General features: G+C 64.6%; 21 protein-coding genes. 12 read left to right on the top strand and 9 right to left on the bottom strand.

Going from position 1 to position 19,040, the window contains the following annotated elements; genetic code table 11:
* Positions 1-56: 56 nt before the first annotated feature.
* Complete coding sequence (locus LNV23_RS18425) at positions 57-1,421, top strand: M23 family metallopeptidase (RefSeq protein WP_263564316.1); 1,365 nt, start codon at positions 57-59, stop codon at positions 1,419-1,421.
* Between the two features lie 52 nt (positions 1,422-1,473).
* Positions 1,474-2,589 carry an anhydro-N-acetylmuramic acid kinase gene (locus LNV23_RS18420; protein WP_263564315.1) on the top strand — a complete coding sequence of 372 codons (1,116 nt, stop codon included), beginning with the start codon at positions 1,474-1,476 and terminating at the stop codon, positions 2,587-2,589.
* A 69-nt stretch (positions 2,590-2,658) separates the two neighbouring features.
* Here LNV23_RS18420 and erpA read toward each other — a convergent pair whose 3' ends face one another.
* The 3 genes from erpA to rplM all read right to left on the bottom strand — a co-directional run bounded on the left by erpA (position 2,659) and on the right by rplM (position 4,060).
* The gene (gene erpA, locus LNV23_RS18415) at positions 2,659-3,033 is read right to left on the bottom strand and encodes an iron-sulfur cluster insertion protein ErpA (RefSeq protein ID WP_263519021.1); all 375 of its coding nucleotides are present in this window, start codon (positions 3,031-3,033) and stop codon (positions 2,659-2,661) included.
* 196 nt (positions 3,034-3,229) lie between these two features.
* A complete protein-coding gene (gene rpsI, locus LNV23_RS18410) occupies positions 3,230-3,622 on the bottom strand; it encodes a 30S ribosomal protein S9 (protein ID WP_263519022.1) in 393 nt (130 codons plus the stop codon).
* Positions 3,623-3,631: 9 nt separating this feature from the next.
* A complete protein-coding gene (rplM, locus tag LNV23_RS18405; protein WP_263519023.1) occupies positions 3,632-4,060 on the bottom strand; it encodes a 50S ribosomal protein L13 in 429 nt (142 codons plus the stop codon).
* 310 nt (positions 4,061-4,370) lie between these two features.
* Between rplM and LNV23_RS18400 the strand changes: the two genes are divergently transcribed.
* The 4 genes from LNV23_RS18400 (at position 4,371) to LNV23_RS18385 (ending at position 8,229) form a co-directional block, all read left to right on the top strand.
* On the top strand, positions 4,371-5,105 hold the full coding sequence (locus LNV23_RS18400; protein WP_411910596.1) for a GNAT family N-acetyltransferase: 735 nt from the start codon (positions 4,371-4,373) through the stop codon (positions 5,103-5,105).
* 211 nt (positions 5,106-5,316) lie between these two features.
* Entirely contained in the window at positions 5,317-6,159 is an 843-nt protein-coding gene (locus tag LNV23_RS18395) for a DUF2726 domain-containing protein (RefSeq protein WP_263564314.1), read from the top strand.
* 81 nt (positions 6,160-6,240) lie between these two features.
* Complete coding sequence (locus LNV23_RS18390; RefSeq protein WP_263564313.1) at positions 6,241-7,314, top strand: serine/threonine protein kinase; 1,074 nt, start codon at positions 6,241-6,243, stop codon at positions 7,312-7,314.
* Between the two features lie 252 nt (positions 7,315-7,566).
* Entirely contained in the window at positions 7,567-8,229 is a 663-nt protein-coding gene (locus tag LNV23_RS18385; RefSeq protein WP_263564312.1) for a PEP-CTERM sorting domain-containing protein, read from the top strand.
* 70 nt (positions 8,230-8,299) lie between these two features.
* Here LNV23_RS18385 and htpG read toward each other — a convergent pair whose 3' ends face one another.
* Positions 8,300-10,183, bottom strand: coding sequence for a molecular chaperone HtpG (gene htpG / locus LNV23_RS18380; protein ID WP_263564311.1), 1,884 nt, complete (start codon positions 10,181-10,183; stop codon positions 8,300-8,302).
* Between the two features lie 169 nt (positions 10,184-10,352).
* Between htpG and LNV23_RS18375 the strand changes: the two genes are divergently transcribed.
* Entirely contained in the window at positions 10,353-11,015 is a 663-nt protein-coding gene (locus tag LNV23_RS18375) for a trimeric intracellular cation channel family protein (protein WP_263564310.1), read from the top strand.
* 10 nt (positions 11,016-11,025) lie between these two features.
* Here the strand turns inward: LNV23_RS18375 and LNV23_RS18370 are convergent, their stop codons facing one another.
* The 4 genes from LNV23_RS18370 to LNV23_RS18355 form a co-directional block, all read right to left on the bottom strand.
* On the bottom strand, positions 11,026-11,337 hold the full coding sequence (locus LNV23_RS18370; RefSeq protein WP_263519037.1) for a hypothetical protein: 312 nt from the start codon (positions 11,335-11,337) through the stop codon (positions 11,026-11,028).
* Between the two features lie 64 nt (positions 11,338-11,401).
* Positions 11,402-12,529: a 3-deoxy-7-phosphoheptulonate synthase gene (locus tag LNV23_RS18365; protein ID WP_263564309.1), complete on the bottom strand. Its 1,128-nt coding sequence runs from the start codon at positions 12,527-12,529 to the stop codon at positions 11,402-11,404.
* A 276-nt stretch (positions 12,530-12,805) separates the two neighbouring features.
* Complete coding sequence (gene tldD, locus LNV23_RS18360) at positions 12,806-14,269, bottom strand: metalloprotease TldD (RefSeq protein ID WP_263519039.1); 1,464 nt, start codon at positions 14,267-14,269, stop codon at positions 12,806-12,808.
* A gap of 64 nt (positions 14,270-14,333) precedes the next feature.
* Positions 14,334-15,209 carry a LysR family transcriptional regulator gene (locus tag LNV23_RS18355; protein ID WP_263564308.1) on the bottom strand — a complete coding sequence of 292 codons (876 nt, stop codon included), beginning with the start codon at positions 15,207-15,209 and terminating at the stop codon, positions 14,334-14,336.
* Between the two features lie 127 nt (positions 15,210-15,336).
* Between LNV23_RS18355 and LNV23_RS18350 the strand changes: the two genes are divergently transcribed.
* Together LNV23_RS18350 and LNV23_RS18345 are read left to right on the top strand one after the other, a co-directional pair.
* Positions 15,337-15,789: a DUF4188 domain-containing protein gene (locus LNV23_RS18350; protein WP_263564307.1), complete on the top strand. Its 453-nt coding sequence runs from the start codon at positions 15,337-15,339 to the stop codon at positions 15,787-15,789.
* 148 nt (positions 15,790-15,937) lie between these two features.
* Positions 15,938-16,294, top strand: coding sequence for a hypothetical protein (locus LNV23_RS18345; protein WP_263564306.1), 357 nt, complete (start codon positions 15,938-15,940; stop codon positions 16,292-16,294).
* A 35-nt stretch (positions 16,295-16,329) separates the two neighbouring features.
* Here LNV23_RS18345 and rsmI read toward each other — a convergent pair whose 3' ends face one another.
* Positions 16,330-17,247, bottom strand: coding sequence for a 16S rRNA (cytidine(1402)-2'-O)-methyltransferase (gene rsmI, locus LNV23_RS18340; protein ID WP_263564305.1), 918 nt, complete (start codon positions 17,245-17,247; stop codon positions 16,330-16,332).
* On the opposite strand from rsmI, the gene LNV23_RS18335 reads away from it, so the two are divergent.
* The 3 genes from LNV23_RS18335 (at position 17,240) to LNV23_RS18325 (ending at position 19,026) form a co-directional block, all read left to right on the top strand.
* Positions 17,240-17,665 carry a YraN family protein gene (locus LNV23_RS18335; protein ID WP_263564304.1) on the top strand — a complete coding sequence of 142 codons (426 nt, stop codon included), beginning with the start codon at positions 17,240-17,242 and terminating at the stop codon, positions 17,663-17,665. The two genes, rsmI and LNV23_RS18335, sit on opposite strands and share 8 nt — an antisense overlap.
* Before the next feature lie 102 nt (positions 17,666-17,767).
* Positions 17,768-18,340 (top strand): SIS domain-containing protein, encoded by a 573-nt coding sequence (locus LNV23_RS18330; RefSeq protein WP_263564303.1) that lies wholly within the window; start codon positions 17,768-17,770, stop codon positions 18,338-18,340.
* Positions 18,341-18,381: 41 nt separating this feature from the next.
* Positions 18,382-19,026: a BON domain-containing protein gene (locus LNV23_RS18325; protein WP_263564302.1), complete on the top strand. Its 645-nt coding sequence runs from the start codon at positions 18,382-18,384 to the stop codon at positions 19,024-19,026.
* The last annotated feature ends 14 nt before the right edge of the window (positions 19,027-19,040 follow it).

The following is a 19,040-nucleotide window of genomic DNA, read 5'->3' as shown; positions in this document are numbered from 1 at the left end:
TGACCCCAACAAGAAGACCCTGGGAACCGTACAGCGTGAAACTCCGGACGATTGACGTGAAGCTGGCTCTGGCGCGAGCCGAGGCCTTTGCCGCGCGGCACCCGCGAGCCCTGACCGGTGCCGTGGTCACTTTGCTCAGCGGCTTTGCAATCACCGCCTTTGGTATCGCCCCGCTGGCGCCCAATGCGGCTGACTTGCCGCAACGCACCCTGACTGAAGCCATTCAGATCGACGACCTGGAAAGCCAACTCAGCGCCTTGGCCAGCCACTCGATCGCGCTCAGCCGCAATGAGCTGACCCGCAGCAGCGACACGGTCGAAAGCCTGTTCAAGCGCCTGGGCGCCTTCGACCCGGCCGCCGCTGAATTTCTGCGCAAAGACCCCGTGGCCAAGCGCCTGCTGCAAGGCCGTGCCGGCAAGATGGTGCAGCTGACCGCTGACGCCTCGGGCGTGGTCCAGACTCTGGTGGCACGATTTCCAGCCGAATCCGCGGATCAGCAAAGCAGCCACTTCAGCCGCCTGAGCATCAGCCGCAGTGCTGAAGGCCAGTTCAGTGCCAAGATCGAAACCGCGCCGCTGCAGGCACAGGTCCGCCTCGGCAGCGGCACCATCAACAGCTCGCTGTTCGCCGCCACCGACGAAGCCCGCATTCCTGACGCCATCGCCACCCAGATGGCCGATATGTTCTCGGGCGAAATCGACTTCCACCGCGAACTGCGCAAGGGCGACCGCTTCTCCATCGTCTACGAGAGCCTGACCGCCGATGGCGAACCCATCACTTGGAATGGCGCCGCGGGTCGCGTCATCGCTGGTGAGTTCGTCAACAACGGCCGCAGCCACACCGCGGTCTGGTTCAAGGACAGCGCCACCGGCAAGGGCAACTTCTACGCCTTCGACGGCCAGAGCAAGCGCCGCGCCTTCTTGGCCAGCCCCATGGAGTTCTCGCGCGTGACATCCGGCTTCGCGATGCGCTTCCACCCGATTCATCAAACTTGGCGGCGTCACCTCGGCGTCGACTACGGTGCCCCGACTGGAACGCCAGTGCGCACGGTCGGTGATGGCCATGTCGAATTTGCCGGTTGGCAGAATGGCTTCGGCAACGTGGTCCACATCCGCCACAACGGCGATCGCACCACCGTCTATGCCCACCTGAGCCGCATCGACGTGAAGAAAGGCCAGCGCATCGAGCAAGGGCAGCGCGTCGGCGCCGTCGGTGCGACCGGCTGGGCGACCGGCCCTCATCTGCACTTTGAGTTCCGGGTCAAGGGTGCCCACCAGGACCCACGCGTCATTGCCCGCGCATCCGAAGCCGTGACCTTGCCCAATTACGCGCGCAACCAGTTCCAGCAAACCGTGGCCAGCGTGAAGACTCAGCTGACCGTGGCACAAAGCATGGAATCCGGCGTGCTGGGCGCCGACTGAATCCGCGTTTTGCCCGCGCCACTCCCAGCAGGCCGCTCCCGGACCTCACCCCATGAGTGAGCTCTTCATCGGCCTGATGTCCGGCACCTCGCTGGACGGGGTCGATGCCGTTTTGGCTCGTTTTTCCGAAGCCGGCGCCATGCAGGTGCTGGGCCATGCCCACCAGCCCTTTGCCAAGGCCTTGCGCGAAGAGCTGCTGAGCCTGAATCAAAGCGGCCCCGACGAGCTCCATCGCGCCGCCCTGGCAGCCAATGGCCTCGCCCGCAGCTACGCCGATCTGGTGGCCCAGTTGCTGGAGCAATGTGGACTGCGCCCCAGCGATATCCAGGCGATCGGCGCGCATGGCCAGACCGTGCGCCACCGCCCCGGCGAGTTCGATGGCATCGGCTATACCAGCCAGCTGCTCAACGGTGCCCTGCTGGCCGAGCAGAGCGGCATTGCCGTGGTCTGCGACCTGCGCAGCCGCGATGTGGCGGCCGGCGGCCAAGGTGCACCCCTGGTGCCCGCCTTCCACCGCGCCGTGTTCGGCCGCACGGGTGAAAGCCTCGGCGTACTCAATATCGGCGGCATCAGCAATATCAGTCTCTTGCTGGCCGACGAGCGGACGCTCGGCTTTGACTGCGGGCCCGGCAACTGCCTGATGGATGCCTGGATCAGCGAGCAGCGCGGACTGGACTACGACGCCGATGGCGCCTGGGCCGCTCAGGGCCAGGTCTTGCCTGAGCTGCTACAGACTTTGCTGGCCGAGCCATTCTTTGCCAAGCCACCGCCGCGCAGCACCGGGCGCGACCTGTTTCACCGCGCTTGGCTGCAGCATCACCTGACTGGCTTGGTGACCACCCCTCGAGCCGAGGATGTGCAAGCGACCTTGCTGGAACTGAGCGCGCGGGCCGTCGCTGACAGCCTTCGTGGTCAGAAGCAAGTCTTGAACCGCCTGCTGGTCTGCGGCGGCGGGGCACTGAACAGCCAACTGATGCGGCGCCTGCAAGCACTGTTGCCCGAGTCCGAGGTGGCGAGCAGCGACGTGGCCGGCCTGCCAGTCATGCAGGTCGAGGCCGCCGCCTTCGCATGGCTGGCCATGCGCTTTGTGCGCGGCCTGCCTGGCAATCTATCGGCCGTCACCGGTGCAGCCGGGCCGCGTATTCTGGGCGCGCTGCACCCCGCCTGAAGACAGGCAAGCGCCCATGAAAAAGCCGCCTCAAGGGCGGCTTTCTTACGCAGCGCGCGTGAGCGTCGGTCAGACCGAGAAGCTCGAGCCGCAGCCGCAGGTGGTGGTCGCGTTCGGGTTCTTGATCACGAACTGCGCACCTTGCAGATCTTCCTTGTAGTCGATCTCGGCGCCGGCCAGGTACTGCAAGCTCATGGCGTCGATCAAGAGCGTCACGCCGTTCTTGTTCATCTGGGTGTCGTCTTCGTTGACGGCTTCATCGAAGGTGAAACCGTACTGGAAGCCCGAGCAGCCACCGCCTTGCACAAACACGCGCAGCTTCAGCTCGGGGTTGCCTTCTTCGGCCACCAGATCGCGCACCTTGTCGGCCGCGCTGTCGGTGAAGACCAGCGGCACGGGCATCTCGTCGGCACCGATGGCGGGATTTTCAAGCACTGCGCTCATGTGTATTCCTGATGTTGGCGTTATGCCGGCATTGTCCATGCAAATGCAGGCGAGAACGCCCACCTTGCGGCAAGACCCCATGCCAGGTGCTGGCAATACCGAGACCGAACCGGGGCCTACAAACAAACAAGGCCGCTGAAAAGCGGCCCTGAGTGGCGGTGAGCGGTCCGTGAAGACCACCCACCAGGAAGATCGATCAGCGCTTGCTGAACTGCTTCCGACGACGCGCGCCGTGCAGGCCGACCTTCTTACGCTCGACTTCACGCGCATCACGCGTGACGAAGCCAGCGCGGCTCAGTTCGGACTTCAGAGTCGCGTCATAGTCGATCAGAGCGCGGGTGATGCCGTGGCGCAGAGCACCGGCTTGACCCGACTCACCGCCACCGTGGACGTTGACCTTGATGTCGAAGGTCTCGCCATGGTTCGTCAACAGCAGAGGCTGCTTGGCGATCATGATCGAGGTTTGACGGCCGAAATAATCGCCGATGGCCTTGCCATTGACGACGATCTGGCCCGTGCCCTTCTTGATGAAGACACGTGCGACCGACGACTTGCGGCGGCCTGTACCGTAGTTCCAGTTTCCGATCATCACCGCTCCTTAGATTTCGAGAGGCTTAGGCTGCTGAGCGGCATGCGGGTGGGTGTCACCGGCATAGACCTTCAGCTTCTTCACCATGGCGTAGCCCAGAGGACCCTTGGGCAGCATGCCCTTGACAGCCTTTTCCAGGGCGCGGCCCGGGTGCTTGGCTTGCATGTCCTTGAACTTGGTGGCGTAGATGCCGCCCGGGAAACCCGAGTGACGGTAGTACACCTTGTCATTGGCCTTATTGCCAGTGACGCGCAGCTTTTCTGCGTTGATGATGACGATGAAATCGCCGGTGTCCACGTGAGGCGTGTAAATGGCCTTGTGCTTGCCGCGCAAACGGAGTGCCACTTCGCTGGCAACACGTCCGAGCACCTTGTCGGTGGCGTCAATCACAAACCACTCGTGCGTCACTTCTGCCGGCTTGGCGCTGAAGGTCTTCATGAGTTTCTTTCGAATGCCCGGCAGAATCTCTGCCCGGCGGTCGGATGGCTGATTCATACCCACACCCGCCGCATTCGGTGCCGCTTATCGGGACAAGGCCTGCGCATCGGTTTGCACCGCTCGCCGCCCCATCTCGCGACCTCTCACACAAGGCGCATGGGTTTCTTCCCCACAGCCAAATCAGGGGAAGCCCGCGAGTGTAGCAGGAACTCATCTGATTTGGAAAGGAAGATCGGCCGCTCAAGGCGCAACGCCGTATCAGATGACGGGTTACCATCCGGGTTATTACGTACGGCCCCAGGGTCCCACCATGAAGCCCGATGTTGAAAGCAGCGCCAAGGATCTGAAGACCGCACCGGCCGCCGAAGAAGCGTCGGCCTGGAACCCGGTGGCGGCCTTCCGACGCATGTCCAACTGGGTGCCGATTCGCTCGTTGGCGCGCCGCCACCGCCACCGCATTGCCCAGCACCTGCTGACCCTGGCAGAGCGCGACCGCTATTTGCGTTTCGGCTACCCGGCTGCCGACGAGCAGATCAGCCGCTACGCCATGTCCCTGGATTTCGAACGTGACGAAGTGCTGGGCATCTTCAACCGACGCCTTGAATTGGTCGCCATGGCCCACCTCGCCTACGCGCCGCGGCCGCAGCGCGCAGGCAAGGCCGCGATGGCCGAATTCGGTGTTTCGGTGCTGGGGCAAGTGCGCGGTCGCGGCTTTGGTGCTCGCCTCTTCGAATGTGCGGCCCTGCATGCACGCAACCGCGGCATCGACACCTTGTTCATTCACGCTTTGAGCGAAAACGCGGCCATGCTCAAGATCGCCCGCAATGCCGGCGCCACAGTCGAACGCGACGGCTCCGAATCGGAAGCTTGGCTGCGCCTGCCTCCCGACACCGTGTCTTCGCATGTGGATGAAGCGATCGAGCGCCATCTGGCCGAACTCGACTTCCAGTTCAAGCGCCATGTCCGCGTCATCGGCGACATCATTGACGGCGTGGCCGAGGTCAAGTCCAAGCTCGGCGAGGCAGGCAAGAGCGCCAAGCTCTGAACTCGGCCGCAGCGCCCTTCATATCTAGCCCGTCGCAGGAAGCAAAAGAAAGCTAAAAACTCGGCGTGCTTTCAGTCTCGACCACCCCGGATTCAGGTACCCCCGGAACCAGGGGATACACCCAGTTACATGTCATGGTCTTGCGCTACATTCGGGTAATAAGCACCTGAACACAGGCGCAAATTCAAACCCAAATGGGCTGTCGAGGGCCATGCAAAGCACCATTCCGTGGATCATCGCGATCGCCTCGGGCTTCGGCCTGCTGGCCGTAGCGCTCTTGTGGGTGCTGAGGCGCTCCGCCCCTCCGACCAAGCCCTTGCCGACCGAATGGTCGCTGACTGCTCGCCCGGTGTTCAGCAGCGATGAGCGGCGCGTCTATCGCCTGCTCAAGGAAGCCCTGCCCCACCACGTGATCCTGTCCAAGTTGCCGCTGGTGCGTTTTTGCCAGCCGACCGAGGCCCAGGAAGTACGCTACTGGTTCGACCTACTGGGCGCCATCAACGTCACCTTTGCGATTTGCAGCCCCAACGGCCGCGTGCTCGCTGCCGTGGATCTGGACAGCGAACGCGGCATCTCCGGCCGAGGCCTGCAGATCAAGCAATCGGTGCTGGGCGCCTGCCGCGTGCGCTATCTGCGCTGCGCCATCGACAATCTGCCCAGCGCGGCAGAGTTGCAGTTGCTGGTGCCCTTCAGCAACAGCAATTCGCGTGGCCCACAAGCAGCACCCATGCCGGGCAGTGTCTCGCCCTCGCGCCCCGGCTTGCAGGGCGGCACGGCGCGTCGCCCCAGCCGCAAAGGCTTGTGGCAGGACTCGGCCGTCTTCCACGACTCCTTCTTTGCCCCGGACAGCCGCTTCGACAACAACGGCATGGTGGACACCCCACCGCGCCACAGCCCCGCGCAAGGGCACCGCAGCGGCGGAAGCGCATTCCAGAATTCCGTCCCTTTCGGCGAGCCCCTGAACGCCGACGCGCAGTATCCGGACGAAGCCCCCAACGACATCGTCGGCCACGTGGTCGACTCGCCGCGCTACGGCGGCCGCCTGCCACGCTGAAGCCGGCCCCTCTCACCCGCCCAAGCGATACTGCGGCGCTGGACCGAACAAGGTCCGGCGCCGTTTTTCTTTCTCCCGCCCATGAACCCAGATCTGGATCGCAGCTTCGGCTCCCTGACCCCCGAATTCATGCTGGACGCGCTGGATGCCGCCGGCTTGTACGGCGATGGCCGCATGCTGCAGCTGAACTCCTACGAGAACCGGGTGCTGCAACTGCATCTGGAGGACGGCCGCATTGCCGTGGCCAAGTTCTACCGGCCGGGCCGCTGGAGCGACGCGCAAATTCTGGAGGAACACCAGTTCGCTCGCGAACTGGCCGAGGCCGAGGTGCCGGTGGCCGCGCCCTGGGCACTGCAGGACGTCAAGGCGCAGCTGCAACTGGCGGGCGAGCCGCCCACCTTGGCCCATTTCGGCGACCAGCGCTTTGCCGTCACGCCGCGCCAGGGCGGGCGCGCACCTGAGCTGGAAGACCCAGAGGTGCTGCGCTGGATCGGCCGTCTGCTGGCCCGGCTGCACACGGTGGGCCGCCAGCGCCCATTCGAGCATCGCCTGCGCTGGGCCGGCGCTGAACCAGGCCGCATGGCACGTGATCTGCTCGTAGCGCTGGACTGCGTGCCCATCGAAGTCTTTCCCGCTTGGGATGCCATGGTGCAAGCCTGCCTGAGCCGCATCCAGACCACCTTCGACAACATCCCTGACTTGGAACTGCTGCGCCTGCACGGCGACTGCCACCCCGGCAACATCCTCTGGACACCCGACCACGGCCCCCATTTCGTGGACCTCGACGATGCCGTCACCGGCCCGGCCGTGCAGGACCTGTGGATGCTCTTGTCCGGCGATGAGGTGGCGGCGCGCCAGCAGCTGTCCTGGGTGCTGGAAGGTTATGAGACGGTGGCCGAATTCGACCGCCGCGAGCTGCGCCTGATCGAACCCTTGCGCACCTTGCGCATGATCCACCACAGCGCTTGGCTGGCCAAACGCTGGAACGACCCGGCCTTCCCACTGGCCTTCCCCTGGTTCGGCACGTCCAACTACTGGCACGACCAGGTCGCCAAGCTCGGCGAGCAACTGGAGGCGATGACGCCCAAGGACGAACGGCCGGTGGATGACTTCCGCGACGAGGGCGATGTGCAGTTCGACGAGGGTTTTCGCTAGGGAACTGCGCCGCACATGGACCACCTGGGATCACGAATTTGTCGGTCAGCTTTACAGATTTCTGCAGCCCGACAAGGTCGCGGCCCTAACTCCTTGATTCATTGAGCTGTATCAAGTTGGCACGGAACTTGTAACGGAATGTTGCCTTCTCCCCATGGAACGGAGGCCGTGTCGAGCCAGCGGCCAGCCGCTGCGCCGAACATGGCGCTGTGCTGTTGGGTTCTGGTCAACACTTCTTTGAATGAGCAATTTATGCAAACCAAAAAACTCTTCAGCGCCCTGACCCTGGCCTTCGTTGGTGGCCTCTTCACCTCTGCCGCACAAGCCGGCGTTGTCTATAGCGAAGGCTTTGACAACGGCTTCAACGGCTGGACCCGCGGCGATGCGTATTGGTCGAATTGCCAAGGCCAAGGCAATTGCGTTGTCGGCTCCGGCGGGCAGAGTGGCGCCTACTTCAACCTGAGCACCCGCACTGGCCCGGAACCCGACCATCGCTTCTTCATCAGCTCCGTCTTCGACATTGCCGCCAACAGCGATTACACGCTCCAGTTCTACGTGCAGGACGACTACGCAGGCTATGCACCCTACAACGTGCCCATCCAGGCGCAGATCAACGGCAGCAATGTCGGTGGCATCGTCAAGGCTGCCACAGGCGGCTGGAACCTGATCAGCTTGAGCTGGAATTCTGGCGCTGCCACAACGGCTCAGATCACACTGAAGAACGAGTACCAGCTGTCGGGCTACTACCAAGGCGGCGGCTGGCTCGACTGGGGCTATGGCAACGACTTTGCTGTCGACTCGATTTCCATGACTGGCGCCGCTCCGGTGTCAAACCAAGTGCCGGAGCCCGCGACGCTGTCGCTGGTGGCCCTGGCCTTGCTGGGCGTTTGCGCTGGCCGTCGCCGCTCGGCTTGAGCACGACTCCATCGCCATGAAAAAGCCCGCCAATTGGCGGGCTTTTTTCTTGCTGCGAGCCGTTGAACAATCAGCCCAGCAGCATGGCGTTGACGCGACGCACATAAGCCGCCGGGTCTTCCAGATGACCGCCTTCGGCCAGAACCGCCTGGTCGAAGATCACCTGGGCCAAATCGTCGAACTGAGCGGCACCGTCCAATTTCTTGATCAGGGCATGCTCGGCATTGATCTCCAGCGTCGGCAGCGAGCTCGGCGCAGCCTGGCCGGCTTGCTTGAGCAAGCGAGCTAGGTGGCCGCTCATATCGCCCTCTTCCACCACGATACAGGCGGGCGAGTCGACCAGACGGGTGGAAACGCGCACGTCCTTGGCGCGCTCCTTCAGCGCTTCTTTCAGACGGTCCAGCAAGGGCTTGAGATCTGCAGCCGCTTCCTCGGCCTTCTTCTTCTCGTCCTCGTCCTGCAGCTTGCCCAGGTCGATGGCGCCCTTGGCCACCGATTGCAGCGGCTTGCCTTCGAACTCGAACAGGTGGGAGAGCATCCACTCGTCCACGCGGTCGGTCAGCAATAACACCTCGATGCCCTTCTTGCGGAAGATCTCCAGCTGCGGGCTGTTCTTGGCGGCGCTCAAGCTGTCGGCGGTGATGTAGTAAATCGCATCCTGGTCTTCCTTGGCGCGCTTCAGGTAGTCGACCAGGGACACGCCCTCGTCGGCCTGGGTCGAAGCGAAGCGCAGCAGCTTGGCCAGACGTTCCTGGTTTTGATGGTCTTCGCCGACGCCTTCCTTGAGCACCTGGCCGAAGTCCTTCCAGAAGTCGGCGTACTTGGCGCGATCGGCCGCGTCCTCGCTGTCGGCCAGCGATTCCAGCATGCCCAGCACGCGCTTGGTCGAGCCCTCGCGAATGGCCTTCACATCGCGGCTTTCCTGCAGCAGCTCACGGCTGACGTTGAGCGGCAGGTCGGCCGAGTCGATCACGCCCTTGACGAAGCGCAGGTAGACCGGCATCAGCGCCTCGGCATCGTCCATGATGAAGACGCGCTTGACGTAGAGCTTGACGCCACCGCGCTTGTCGCGGTTCCACAGATCAAACGGCGCCTTCTTGGGGATGTAGAGCAGCTGGGTGTACTCGCTGCGGCCTTCCACGCGGTTGTGGGTATGGGCCAGCGGCGCTTCGGTGTCGTAGCTGATCTGCTTGTAGAACTCCTCGTACTGCTCCTGCGTGACTTCGCTCTTGGAGCGCGACCACAGGGCCGAGGCCTTGTTGACCGACTCCCATTCGTCCTTGAGCACCTGTTTGGCGGCCTCGGCGTCCCACTCTTCCTTCTTCATCAGGATGGGCAGGGAAATGTGGTCGGAGTACTTGCTGATGACCGACTTTAGGCGCCAAGTCTTGAGGAACTCATCCTCGCCCTCGCGCAGATGCAGGACGACATCGGTGCCGCGGCCAGGCTTGGTGATGGTCTCGACTTCGTAGTCGCCGGTACCTTCCGAAGTCCAGCGAACGCCCGCTTCCGCCGACAACCCAGCGCGACGGGTTTCCACGGTGATGCGGTCGGCAACGATGAAGCCCGAATAGAAGCCGACGCCAAACTGGCCGATCAGGTTGGCATCTTTCTTCTGCTCGCCTTCGAGCTTGGCCATGAACTCGCGCGTGCCGCTCTTGGCAATGGTGCCGAGGTGGGCGATCGCCTCTTCCTCGCTCATGCCGATGCCGTTGTCGCTGATGGTGATCGTGCGTGCAGCTTCGTCGAAGGAGACCCGAACTTCCAGGTTCGGCGTGTCCTCGAACAACTCGGCCTTGTCCAGCGCTTCGAAACGCAGCTTGTCGCAGGCGTCCGAAGCGTTGGACACCAGCTCGCGCAGGAAGATTTCCTTGTTGGAGTACAGCGAATGGGTGACGAGGTGCAGGATCTGCTTGACCTCGGCCTGGAAGGCATGGGTTTGCTTTTGTGTCATGGCGTTGCGCGTGTCCTGAATAACAAGAATCAAGGGCGCGGGCGATCACTCACCGCGCGCGGGTGAGCCGGATGTGGGGCCAGCTGCGGACGCTTCAAGAGCTGGCAGCCAAGATTTGGACGGCACGACTTTGGCCGGCCACTGCCAAGCAGGCTGAGAGAATCCCCCCATGAGCGCAGCCGACCCTGAAAACTTGACCCCGAAAGCTCGAGCCATCCTCTACTGGATGGACCTGGCCGGCGTGGCCGTGTTCGCACTCAGCGGCGCCCTGGCCGCCATGCAAGCCGGCCTGGACCTGTTCGGTGTGCTGGTGCTGGCCGCCATCACCGCCATCGGCGGCGGCACGCTGCGCGACCTGCTGCTGGGCCGCCACCCGATCTTCTGGATGACGGACACGCGCTACATCAAGGTGATCGGCATGACGGCCCTGCTGACCGCCTTGGCCGCCAGCCACTGGAGCCAGGCCCTGGCCAGCGGCCATGTGGCTCTCGTGATAGCCGACACCCTGGGCCTGGCCCTGTTCGCCCTGTGCGGCGCCGAGATTGCCGAAGAGGCCGGCAAGCCACGCCTGGTCGTCGTGCTGCTGGGCACCATCACCGCAAGCGGCGGCGGCGTGCTGCGCGATCTGCTGACCGGTCAGGTGCCCCTGCTGCTGCGCCGGGACATCTACGCCAGCGCCGCCATCGGCGGCATTGCCGCCTACCTTCTGCTGCGGGCACTGGGCCTGCCGCGCCAACTGGCCTTCTTCAGCGGCATGCTGGTGGTGGCGGCGCTGCGCCTGGCTTCGCTGCAGCTCGGTTGGCAGCTGCCCGCACCTCAGCTTCAGGCCTGAAAGGCCTGGCTCAGTAAGACAAGGTCCGCTTGGCCACATCGACCCTGAGCAAGGCCTTGCTCAGGGCGCCGCTGGTGGCACGCGCGTAGTCCAACGCCCAGGCCGGATCGCCGAAAGCGGCTGGCCCCACGGCGGCGGCCACACCCAGGATTTTGTCGGCCAGCAAGACCTTGCCCGAGCCACGCATGGGCTCGCACTCGTTCTTGACGTACTGCTCGTCCAGCCACTTGCGGGCGGCCTCGAAGCTCAAGACTTCCTCGGCATCCACCACCAGATCGAACTGCTGGAGCGGGCTGAACACGACCTTCACTTCACTGCGCATCGCGGGCCTTTCGGGGCTGGGACGGTCTGATTCTGGCTCAGAACACGCTCCAAGGTCACAGCCCTCAAGTCCGCGCCGCCTTGACCGCCGCACTGAGCACCTCCAGCACCTCGATGGAATCGTCCCAACCCAAGCAGGCGTCGGTGATGCTCTTGCCGTACTCCAGCTTGCGGGCATCGTCCTTGCCCGGTGTGAATTTTTGGGCGCCGTCGTGCAGATGGCTTTCCACCATCACGCCGAAGATGCTCTGGCTGCCGGCGCGGATCTGCGCCGCCACATCGCGCGCCACCTCGAGCTGGCGCAGGTGCTGCTTGGAGCTGTTGGCATGCGAGCAGTCCACCATCAGCGTGGTGTCCAGCTTGGAGGCCGCCAGGTCCTTGCAGGCGGCGGCCACGTTCTCGGCGTCGTAGTTGGGCGCCTTGCCACCGCGCAAGATCACATGGCAGTCCTTGTTGCCCTTGGTCTCGACGATGGCGACCTGGCCGTTCTTGTGCACCGAGAGGAAGTGGTGGCCGCGGGCGGCTGCCTGGATGGCGTCGGTGGCGATCTTGATATTGCCGTCGGTGCCGTTCTTGAAACCGATCGGTGCTGAGAGACCCGAGGCCAGCTCGCGGTGCACCTGGCTCTCGGTCGTGCGCGCGCCGATCGCGCCCCAGGAGATCAGATCGCCGATGTACTGGGGCGAGATCACGTCCAGGAATTCCGAGCCGGCCGGCACACCCAGGCGGTTGATCTCCAGCAGCAGTTGGCGGGCGATGCGCAGGCCCTCGTCGATGCGGTAGCTCTCGTCGAGGTAGGGGTCGTTGATCAAGCCCTTCCAGCCCACCGTGGTACGCGGCTTCTCGAAGTAGACGCGCATCACGATCTCCAGCGTGTCGGCGTACTTCTCGCGCTCGACCAGCAGGCGGCGCGCGTATTCCAGCGCCGCAGCCGGGTCGTGGATGGAGCAGGGGCCGATGATGACCAGCAGCCGGTCGTCCTTGCGCTTCATGATCTTGCGGATGCTCTGGCGCGTGCCGGCGATCAGCTGCTCCATCGGCGTGCCGCGAATGGGGAAGAAGCGGATCAGATGCTCCGGCGGCGGCAGCGGCGTGATGTCGACGATGCGCTCGTCATCGGTCGCGCTGGTCTTGTCCTCTTGCGAGTACCAGCGTTCAGCCTGAATTTCCGGTTTGGCGGACTTGGCATTCATGGGCATGACTCTCACTTTCCGTGTTCTGAAATCAGGGCAGCGCGCCAGGGACGAAAAAAAACCGCCGGGTGGTGGACCCGGCGGTTTCTAGAGATTTGTGCGCTGTGCTTGGTGTTGCTTGCTTACGCTCTCGCCTCTCGGCCGCCGGTGCGGTTGGAGAACCAAAAAAAGCTAAAGAAATAAGTCTTCGGCGAGTGCATGAGCTGGAATGTAGCACGCAGTTTTTGACAAGCGTTCAGCGCAGATTCAGGCATTGAGGTCTGCGCACAACAGCGCTCAGGCCGTTCCGCCCACCGTCATGCCCTCGATGCGCAGGGTCGGCTGGCCCACACCCACGGGCACGCTCTGGCCTTCCTTGCCACAGACGCCCACGCCCGTATCCAGCTGCATATCGTTGCCGATCATGGTGACGCGGGTCAGTGCATCTGGACCGTTACCAATGATGGTCGCGCCCTTGACCGGGTACTGGATCTGGCCGTTTTCCACCCAGAAGGCTTCGCTGGCCGAGAAGACAAACTTGCCCGATGTGATATCCACCTGGCCACCGCCGAAGTTGCTGGCGTACAGACCCTTCTTGATGCTGGCGATGATTTCCTTGGGGTCCTTGTCGCCGCCCAACATATAGGTGTTGGTCATGCGCGGCATAGGCACATGGGCGTAGCTTTCGCGGCGACCATTGCCGGTAGCCGCGACCTTGGTCAGGCGGGCGCTCATGGCGTCGTGGATATAGCCCTTGAGGATGCCGTCCTCGATCAGCACATTGCGCTGCGAGGCGCAGCCCTCGTCGTCGACATTGAGCGAACCGCGGCGGTCGGGGATGGTGCCATCGTCCAGCACCGTCACGCCCTTTGCGGCGACGCGCTGGCCGATGCGGCCGGCAAAAGCGCTGGAGCCCTTGCGGTTGAAGTCACCTTCCAGGCCGTGGCCGATGGCCTCGTGCAGCAGCACGCCAGGCCAGCCCGGGCCCAGCACCACGGTCATCTCGCCGGCCGGAGCGGGGCGCGATTCCAGATTCGTCAGGGCGGCATTGACCGCCTGGTCGACATAGCTGGCGATCATCTCGTCGGTGAAATAGGCCAGGCCGAAACGGCCGCCACCACCACCGCTGCCGACCTCGCGACGGCCATTGCTTTCGGCGATCACGGTGACTGACAAGCGCACCAGAGGGCGCACATCGGCGGCCAGGGTGCCGTCGGCGCGCGCCACCAGCACCACATCATGTTCGGCGGCCAAGCCGGCCATGACCTGGGCCACGCGCGGGTCCTTGGCCCGGGCCATGCGCTCGGCGCGCTCCAGCAGGGCCACCTTTTCGGTGCTGTCCAGGCTGGCAATCGGATCAGCCGCGCCGTAAAGCGAGCGGCTCGGCGCCACCGTGCCGACGCTGGGCACCTTGACGCGACGGCTCTGGCCGGCGGCGGCGATGCTGCGCACGGTCAGGGCGGCGTCCATCAGGGCCGCTTCGGAAATATCGTCGGAGTAGGCAAACGCAGTCTTCTCGCCGGCGACGGCACGCACGCCCACGCCTTGGTCAATGCTGAAGGAGCCGCTCTTGACGATGCCCTCCTCCAGGCTCCAGCCCTCGGCACGGGTGGTCTGGAAATACAGGTCGGCATCGTCAACCCGGTGTTCGGTGATCAGGCGCAAGGCCTTGCTCAGAACATGTTCGCTGAGGCCGTAAGGCTCCAGCAATTGGCTGCGGGCTGCTACCAGGCGGGCAAGAGTGGGTTCGCGCGAGATCATGCGGGCCATTGTAGGAGCGGGCGCGGCCGCGCAGGGGCGGCGTGCCAGAAGCCCCTGGTAGCGCTCAAACGGGTCGGGCGAAGGCGGTCGCTAGGGCATCGAAAATCAGGCGCAGGCGCGGCGTGTCGCGCAACTCGCGGTGGGCCGTTAACCACATCGCCAGGGGCTCAATCGCCAATTCCGGCAAAACCTGCTGCACTTGCGGCTCACGCTCGCCCAGCGCGAGTGCCCCAACCGCCAAGCCCATGCCAGCGCGCATCAACTCCCACAGCACCACCTGGTTGTCGCAGCGCAGGCCGAAGAAGCTGGCCTGCACCGGCGTGCCGGCAGCGGCAAAACCGAGCAACATGCGGTCGGAGCGGTCATAGCCCAGCCAATCATGTTCCAGGACGGTGTTCATCTGCGGCAACCCTCGGCGCGCAATGTAGTCGCGATGGGCAAACACCCCAACCGGCCATTCGCTGAGCTTGCGCGCCACCAGCATGTCCTGCTCGGGCCGCACCATGCGCAGGGCGATGTCGGCGCTGCGCTGCTGCAAGTCTTCCTGCTCGTTGCTGACCACCAACTCGATCTGCACCTCAGGGTAGCGCTGACGCAGTTCGCTCAGCACCGGTGGCAGGAAATAAGTGCTGACGATGTCGCTGGCGGTCAGGCGCACGGTGCCGGCCAGAGATTGATCGCGTGCGGCCAGGGCCAGGGCCAGCTCCTGTGCGCCTTCGCGCATGCGCCGCGCGGCCGGCAGCAAGGCCTGGCCCGCTTCGGTCAGGCTGAGGCCCCGGCTGTGCCGTTCGAACAGCAAGCGGCCCAACGATTCCTCGAGTGCCACCAGCTGCCGACCCAGCGTTGGCTGGCTCAGGCCCAAGAGCGGCGCCGCACGGTTCAAGGAACCCGCTTCTGCCAGGGTCAGAAATATCTGCACTTGGGACCAGTCCAGAGCCATGCGGCCTCCAATTCAAATCTGAATACCCGGCCCGCAATATAGCCAGTTCCGAAAGCGAAGCCGGCCGCCGACACTGAGCTCACTCCCGCCCCATCACTCAGACAAACCCATGATCCATCGCCAAAGAATGACCGCCCAGATTGACGGTGACTTCGTCATCTTCCTGATCGGCCTTCGCCTCAACAAGCCTTTGTGGGTGCACAAATGGTGGCCGGTGGTTGCGGCCATGCCGCGCATGCTGAACGAGCTGCGCCAACAACCCGAACGCGGCCTGCTGCACGCGGAGATGTGGTTCGGGCGCACGGTGATCGGCGTGCAGTACTGGCGCTCCATGGAGCAGCTGCTGGCCTATGCCAAGGACCGCCAATCTCAGCATCTGCCGGCCTGGGCCGCCTTCAACAAGGCCATCGGCACCGACGGCACGGTCGGCATCTGGCACGAAACTTATGCTGTGCGCGCCGACGCGCACGAAAGCATCTACGTCAACATGCCGCCCTTCGGTCTCGCCCGTGCCGGCCAACTGCAGCCAGTGACACCAAAGCAAAACTCGGCGGCCCAGCGGCTCCGGCGCGAGGTCTGAACCCAGGGGCCGCAGGCTTCACCGATCTTTACAAGCGAGCTGTCGCCGCCGGGCGCTGCAACGCCGTTGTGGACTCAATCAGGCGCACGATGCAGCCGCTTGATCACACCCACAACCCCGGCCCCCCAGGGCCAGAAAGAAGGTCGACATGAACGCAGCAGCCACGCTTCGCAAGATCCAATGGTCTCTGATCGGCGCCGCCCTGCTGGGCTGCCTCGCCAGCGCAGCGCAAGCACAAACAAGCCCAACCACGCCAAGGGTCGACCAGCGCGAGGCCCGACAGCAGGCCCGCATTGCCCAAGGTGCGGCCTCGGGCGCCCTGAGTGCGCAGGAAACGCAGCGCCTGGAACGAGGCCAGGCGGCAGTTCAGCAAGCCGAAGCTCAGGCCAAGGCCGATGGCACGGTCACCCGCCATGAGCGACGCCAGCTGCATCGCATGCAAGACCGCAAGAGCGAGGCGATCCACCGCGCCAAGCACAACGACAAAACGGCGAACGGTCAATGAGCGCCGGCGCCTGAATTCAGCCCGGGACGCACAGCTCAGTCCTGGGCTTTGTTTTTCTTCTCCAGGGCCAGGTCGTAAAGGCGGTTGCGCGAGGCACCGCTGAGTTCGGCCGCCAAGCTGACCGCTTGCTTGAGCGGCAGCTCGCGCAGGAGCAAGTCCAGGGTGCGCAAGGTCTCGGCCGGCAGCTCATCGGCCGCGGCCTGGTTGGCACGCACGGCATGCAGCACCAGCACGAACTCGCCGCGCTCGCGCTGCGCATCGGCAGCCAGCCAGGCCGGCAGGCTGGCCGCCGGCGCCGTGTGCACAGTCTCGAATTGCTTGGTCAACTCGCGGCAGACCGTCACAGTCTGCTCGGGGCAAAGCTCGGCCAGCAAAGCCAGCAGCGCTTCAATGCGATGCGGTGCCTCGAACAGCACTTGACTGCGCCGGCTGCCGGTCAAGGCCTGCAGGGCGTTGCGCCGCTCGGCGGTCTTGGTGGGCAGAAAGCCCGCAAACTCAAAACCCTCGGCCGCCGTGTCACCTGCCACGCTGAGCGCGGTCACCGTGCTGCTGGCCCCAGGCAAGGGCAGCACGCGCAGGCCCGCAGCTGCCACGGCCGCGACCAAGACCGCGCCGGGGTCTGAGATGGCAGGGGTGCCGGCGTCGCTGATGTAGGCGATGCGCTCGCCCTGCTGCAGCCGTGCCAGCAGGTCTGCGCTGGCCTCATGCTCGTTGTGCTGGTGCAGCTTGATCAAGGGCTTGTGCAGACCCAGATGGCGCAGCAGGCCGGCGCTGACCCTTGTGTCCTCGCAGGCCACCGCATCGACCAGACCCAGCACATGCACGGCACGCAGGCTGATGTCCGCCAGATTGCCGATGGGTGTGGCCACCACATACAGTGTGGCTGCAGGATACTGCTGACCACCCGCGGCGGCAGCAGCCGCCTGCAGGAGCAGGGAGGCATCGATGTTCAAGTGGGCTTCTCCGAAAAGTGCGAGCGAATCCAAAACAGGCGCGCCAACGGCACGGCAGAGCCTGGGCCAGGCCGGCGAAGATGCGGCCCTGCGCCATCTGCAGGCCCGGGGCCTGCAACTGCTGGAGCGCAATTATCGGGTCGCGGCCGGGCGCAGCGCCCGCGCCGGCGAGGTCGACCTGATTCTGCGCGCCCGCGACGGCACCCTGGTCTTCGTGGAAGTTCGCACCCGAGCCGGACTCGGGCATGGCGGCGCGGCCGCCAGCGTCGGCAGCCGCAAGCAGGCCCGGCTGATTTACGCGGCCCAGCATTACCTGCTGCGGCATGCCAGCCCACCGCCCTGCCGCTTTGATGTGGTGGCGATCGACGGCGATCAGATCGAATGGCTGGTGGCCGCCTTCGATGTCGATTCCGCCTGAGCCTGATCCTCCGCTGCTGCCGACGGGTGCAGATGGCAGCACCCGAAGGGAGCCGCGACCGTGGAACCAGGGTTTGCCTGCACTCGCTTATGATCCCGCCACATGCTAGAGCAAAGAATACAAACCCAGTTCTTCGAAAGCGCCGACCTGCTGTACCAGGTGGCCGAGAACCTGTCGCGCCCCCTGGCCGACGCCGCGCAAATGCTGATCGAAGGCATTACCAGCGGTGGCCGCGTGCTCTGCTGCGGCCAAGGCCTGTCCGCCCTGGATGCCAGTTATATGGCGGCCCTGCTGGTCGGCCGCTTCGAGCAGGAACGCCCCGGCCTGGCCGCTTGGGCCCTCGATGCCCAAGCCCATGGCAGCAACGCCGAAGAAGCGCTGACCCGGCAGGTGCAGACCCACGGCCACCCCGGTGACCTGCTGCTGCTGTTCGAAGCGCAGGCTGACTTGCAGAACCGTTGGGCCCCCGTGCTGGAGGCCGCCCACGCGCAGGAGATGAGCGTGATCGCCCTCACCGGTGGAGGCAATGACCCCATGCGCGCCCTGCTTCAGGACACCGATGTGCAGATCCGCGTGCCCCACAGCCGCGCCGCCCGTGTTGCGGAAGCGCAGCGCCTGCTCGCGCACTGCCTGTGTGACGCCGTCGACCTGCAGCTGCTGGGTGCGGGCGAGTAATCAGGCCAGCACCCATTCACATCTCACCGGACTCCACTGCCATGAAACTGCTTCCGAAACGCTCTGCCCGTACCAGCGTCTTGCTGCTCGCCTTGGGCGCCGCCTTTGTCAGCTCGGCCTGCGCCCCATTGGTGTTGGGAGGCGCCATGATGGGCGGCGCCTTCGTCGCCACCGACCGCCGCACCTCGGGCACCCAGGTGGAAGACGAGGGCATCGAGTTCAAAGCGGCTGCGCGCATCCGGGAGCAGGTCGGCGACAAAGGCCATGTCAATGTCAATGCCTACAACCGCATGGTGCTGCTGACCGGTGAGGTCGCCAGCGAAGCCGAGCGCGCCCGCGTCGAGAAGATCGCGGGCGAGGTCGAAAACGTGCGCCATGTGCTCAATGAAACCGCCGTGCTGGGCAACAGCTCCCTGAGCAGCCGCGCCAGCGACGTCACGCTGGCCAGCAAGATCAAGCTCAGCTTGGTCGATGCACGTGACCTGATCTCGAACGCCTTCTATGTGGTGGTCGAGCGCGGCAGCGTCTACATGATGGGCCGCGTCTCCGAACGCGAGGCCAACCGCGCCGTGGAGATTGCCCGCGGCGTCAGCGGCACACAGAAGGTGGTGCGCGCCTTCGAGATCATCAGCGAAGAAGAGCTGGCTCGCCTGACGCCCAAGCGCGTCGAGCCGCAGAGCAAGTAAAGCAATATCGGGGC

Origin of the sequence: Kinneretia sp. DJ1R-11, from assembly GCF_025717595.1 — a bacterium.
Classification (GTDB): domain Bacteria; phylum Pseudomonadota; class Gammaproteobacteria; order Burkholderiales; family Burkholderiaceae_C; genus Paucibacter_A.
The sequence above is the reverse complement of the archived record's forward strand: the minus strand, read 5'-3'. Positions and strand labels throughout refer to the sequence as shown.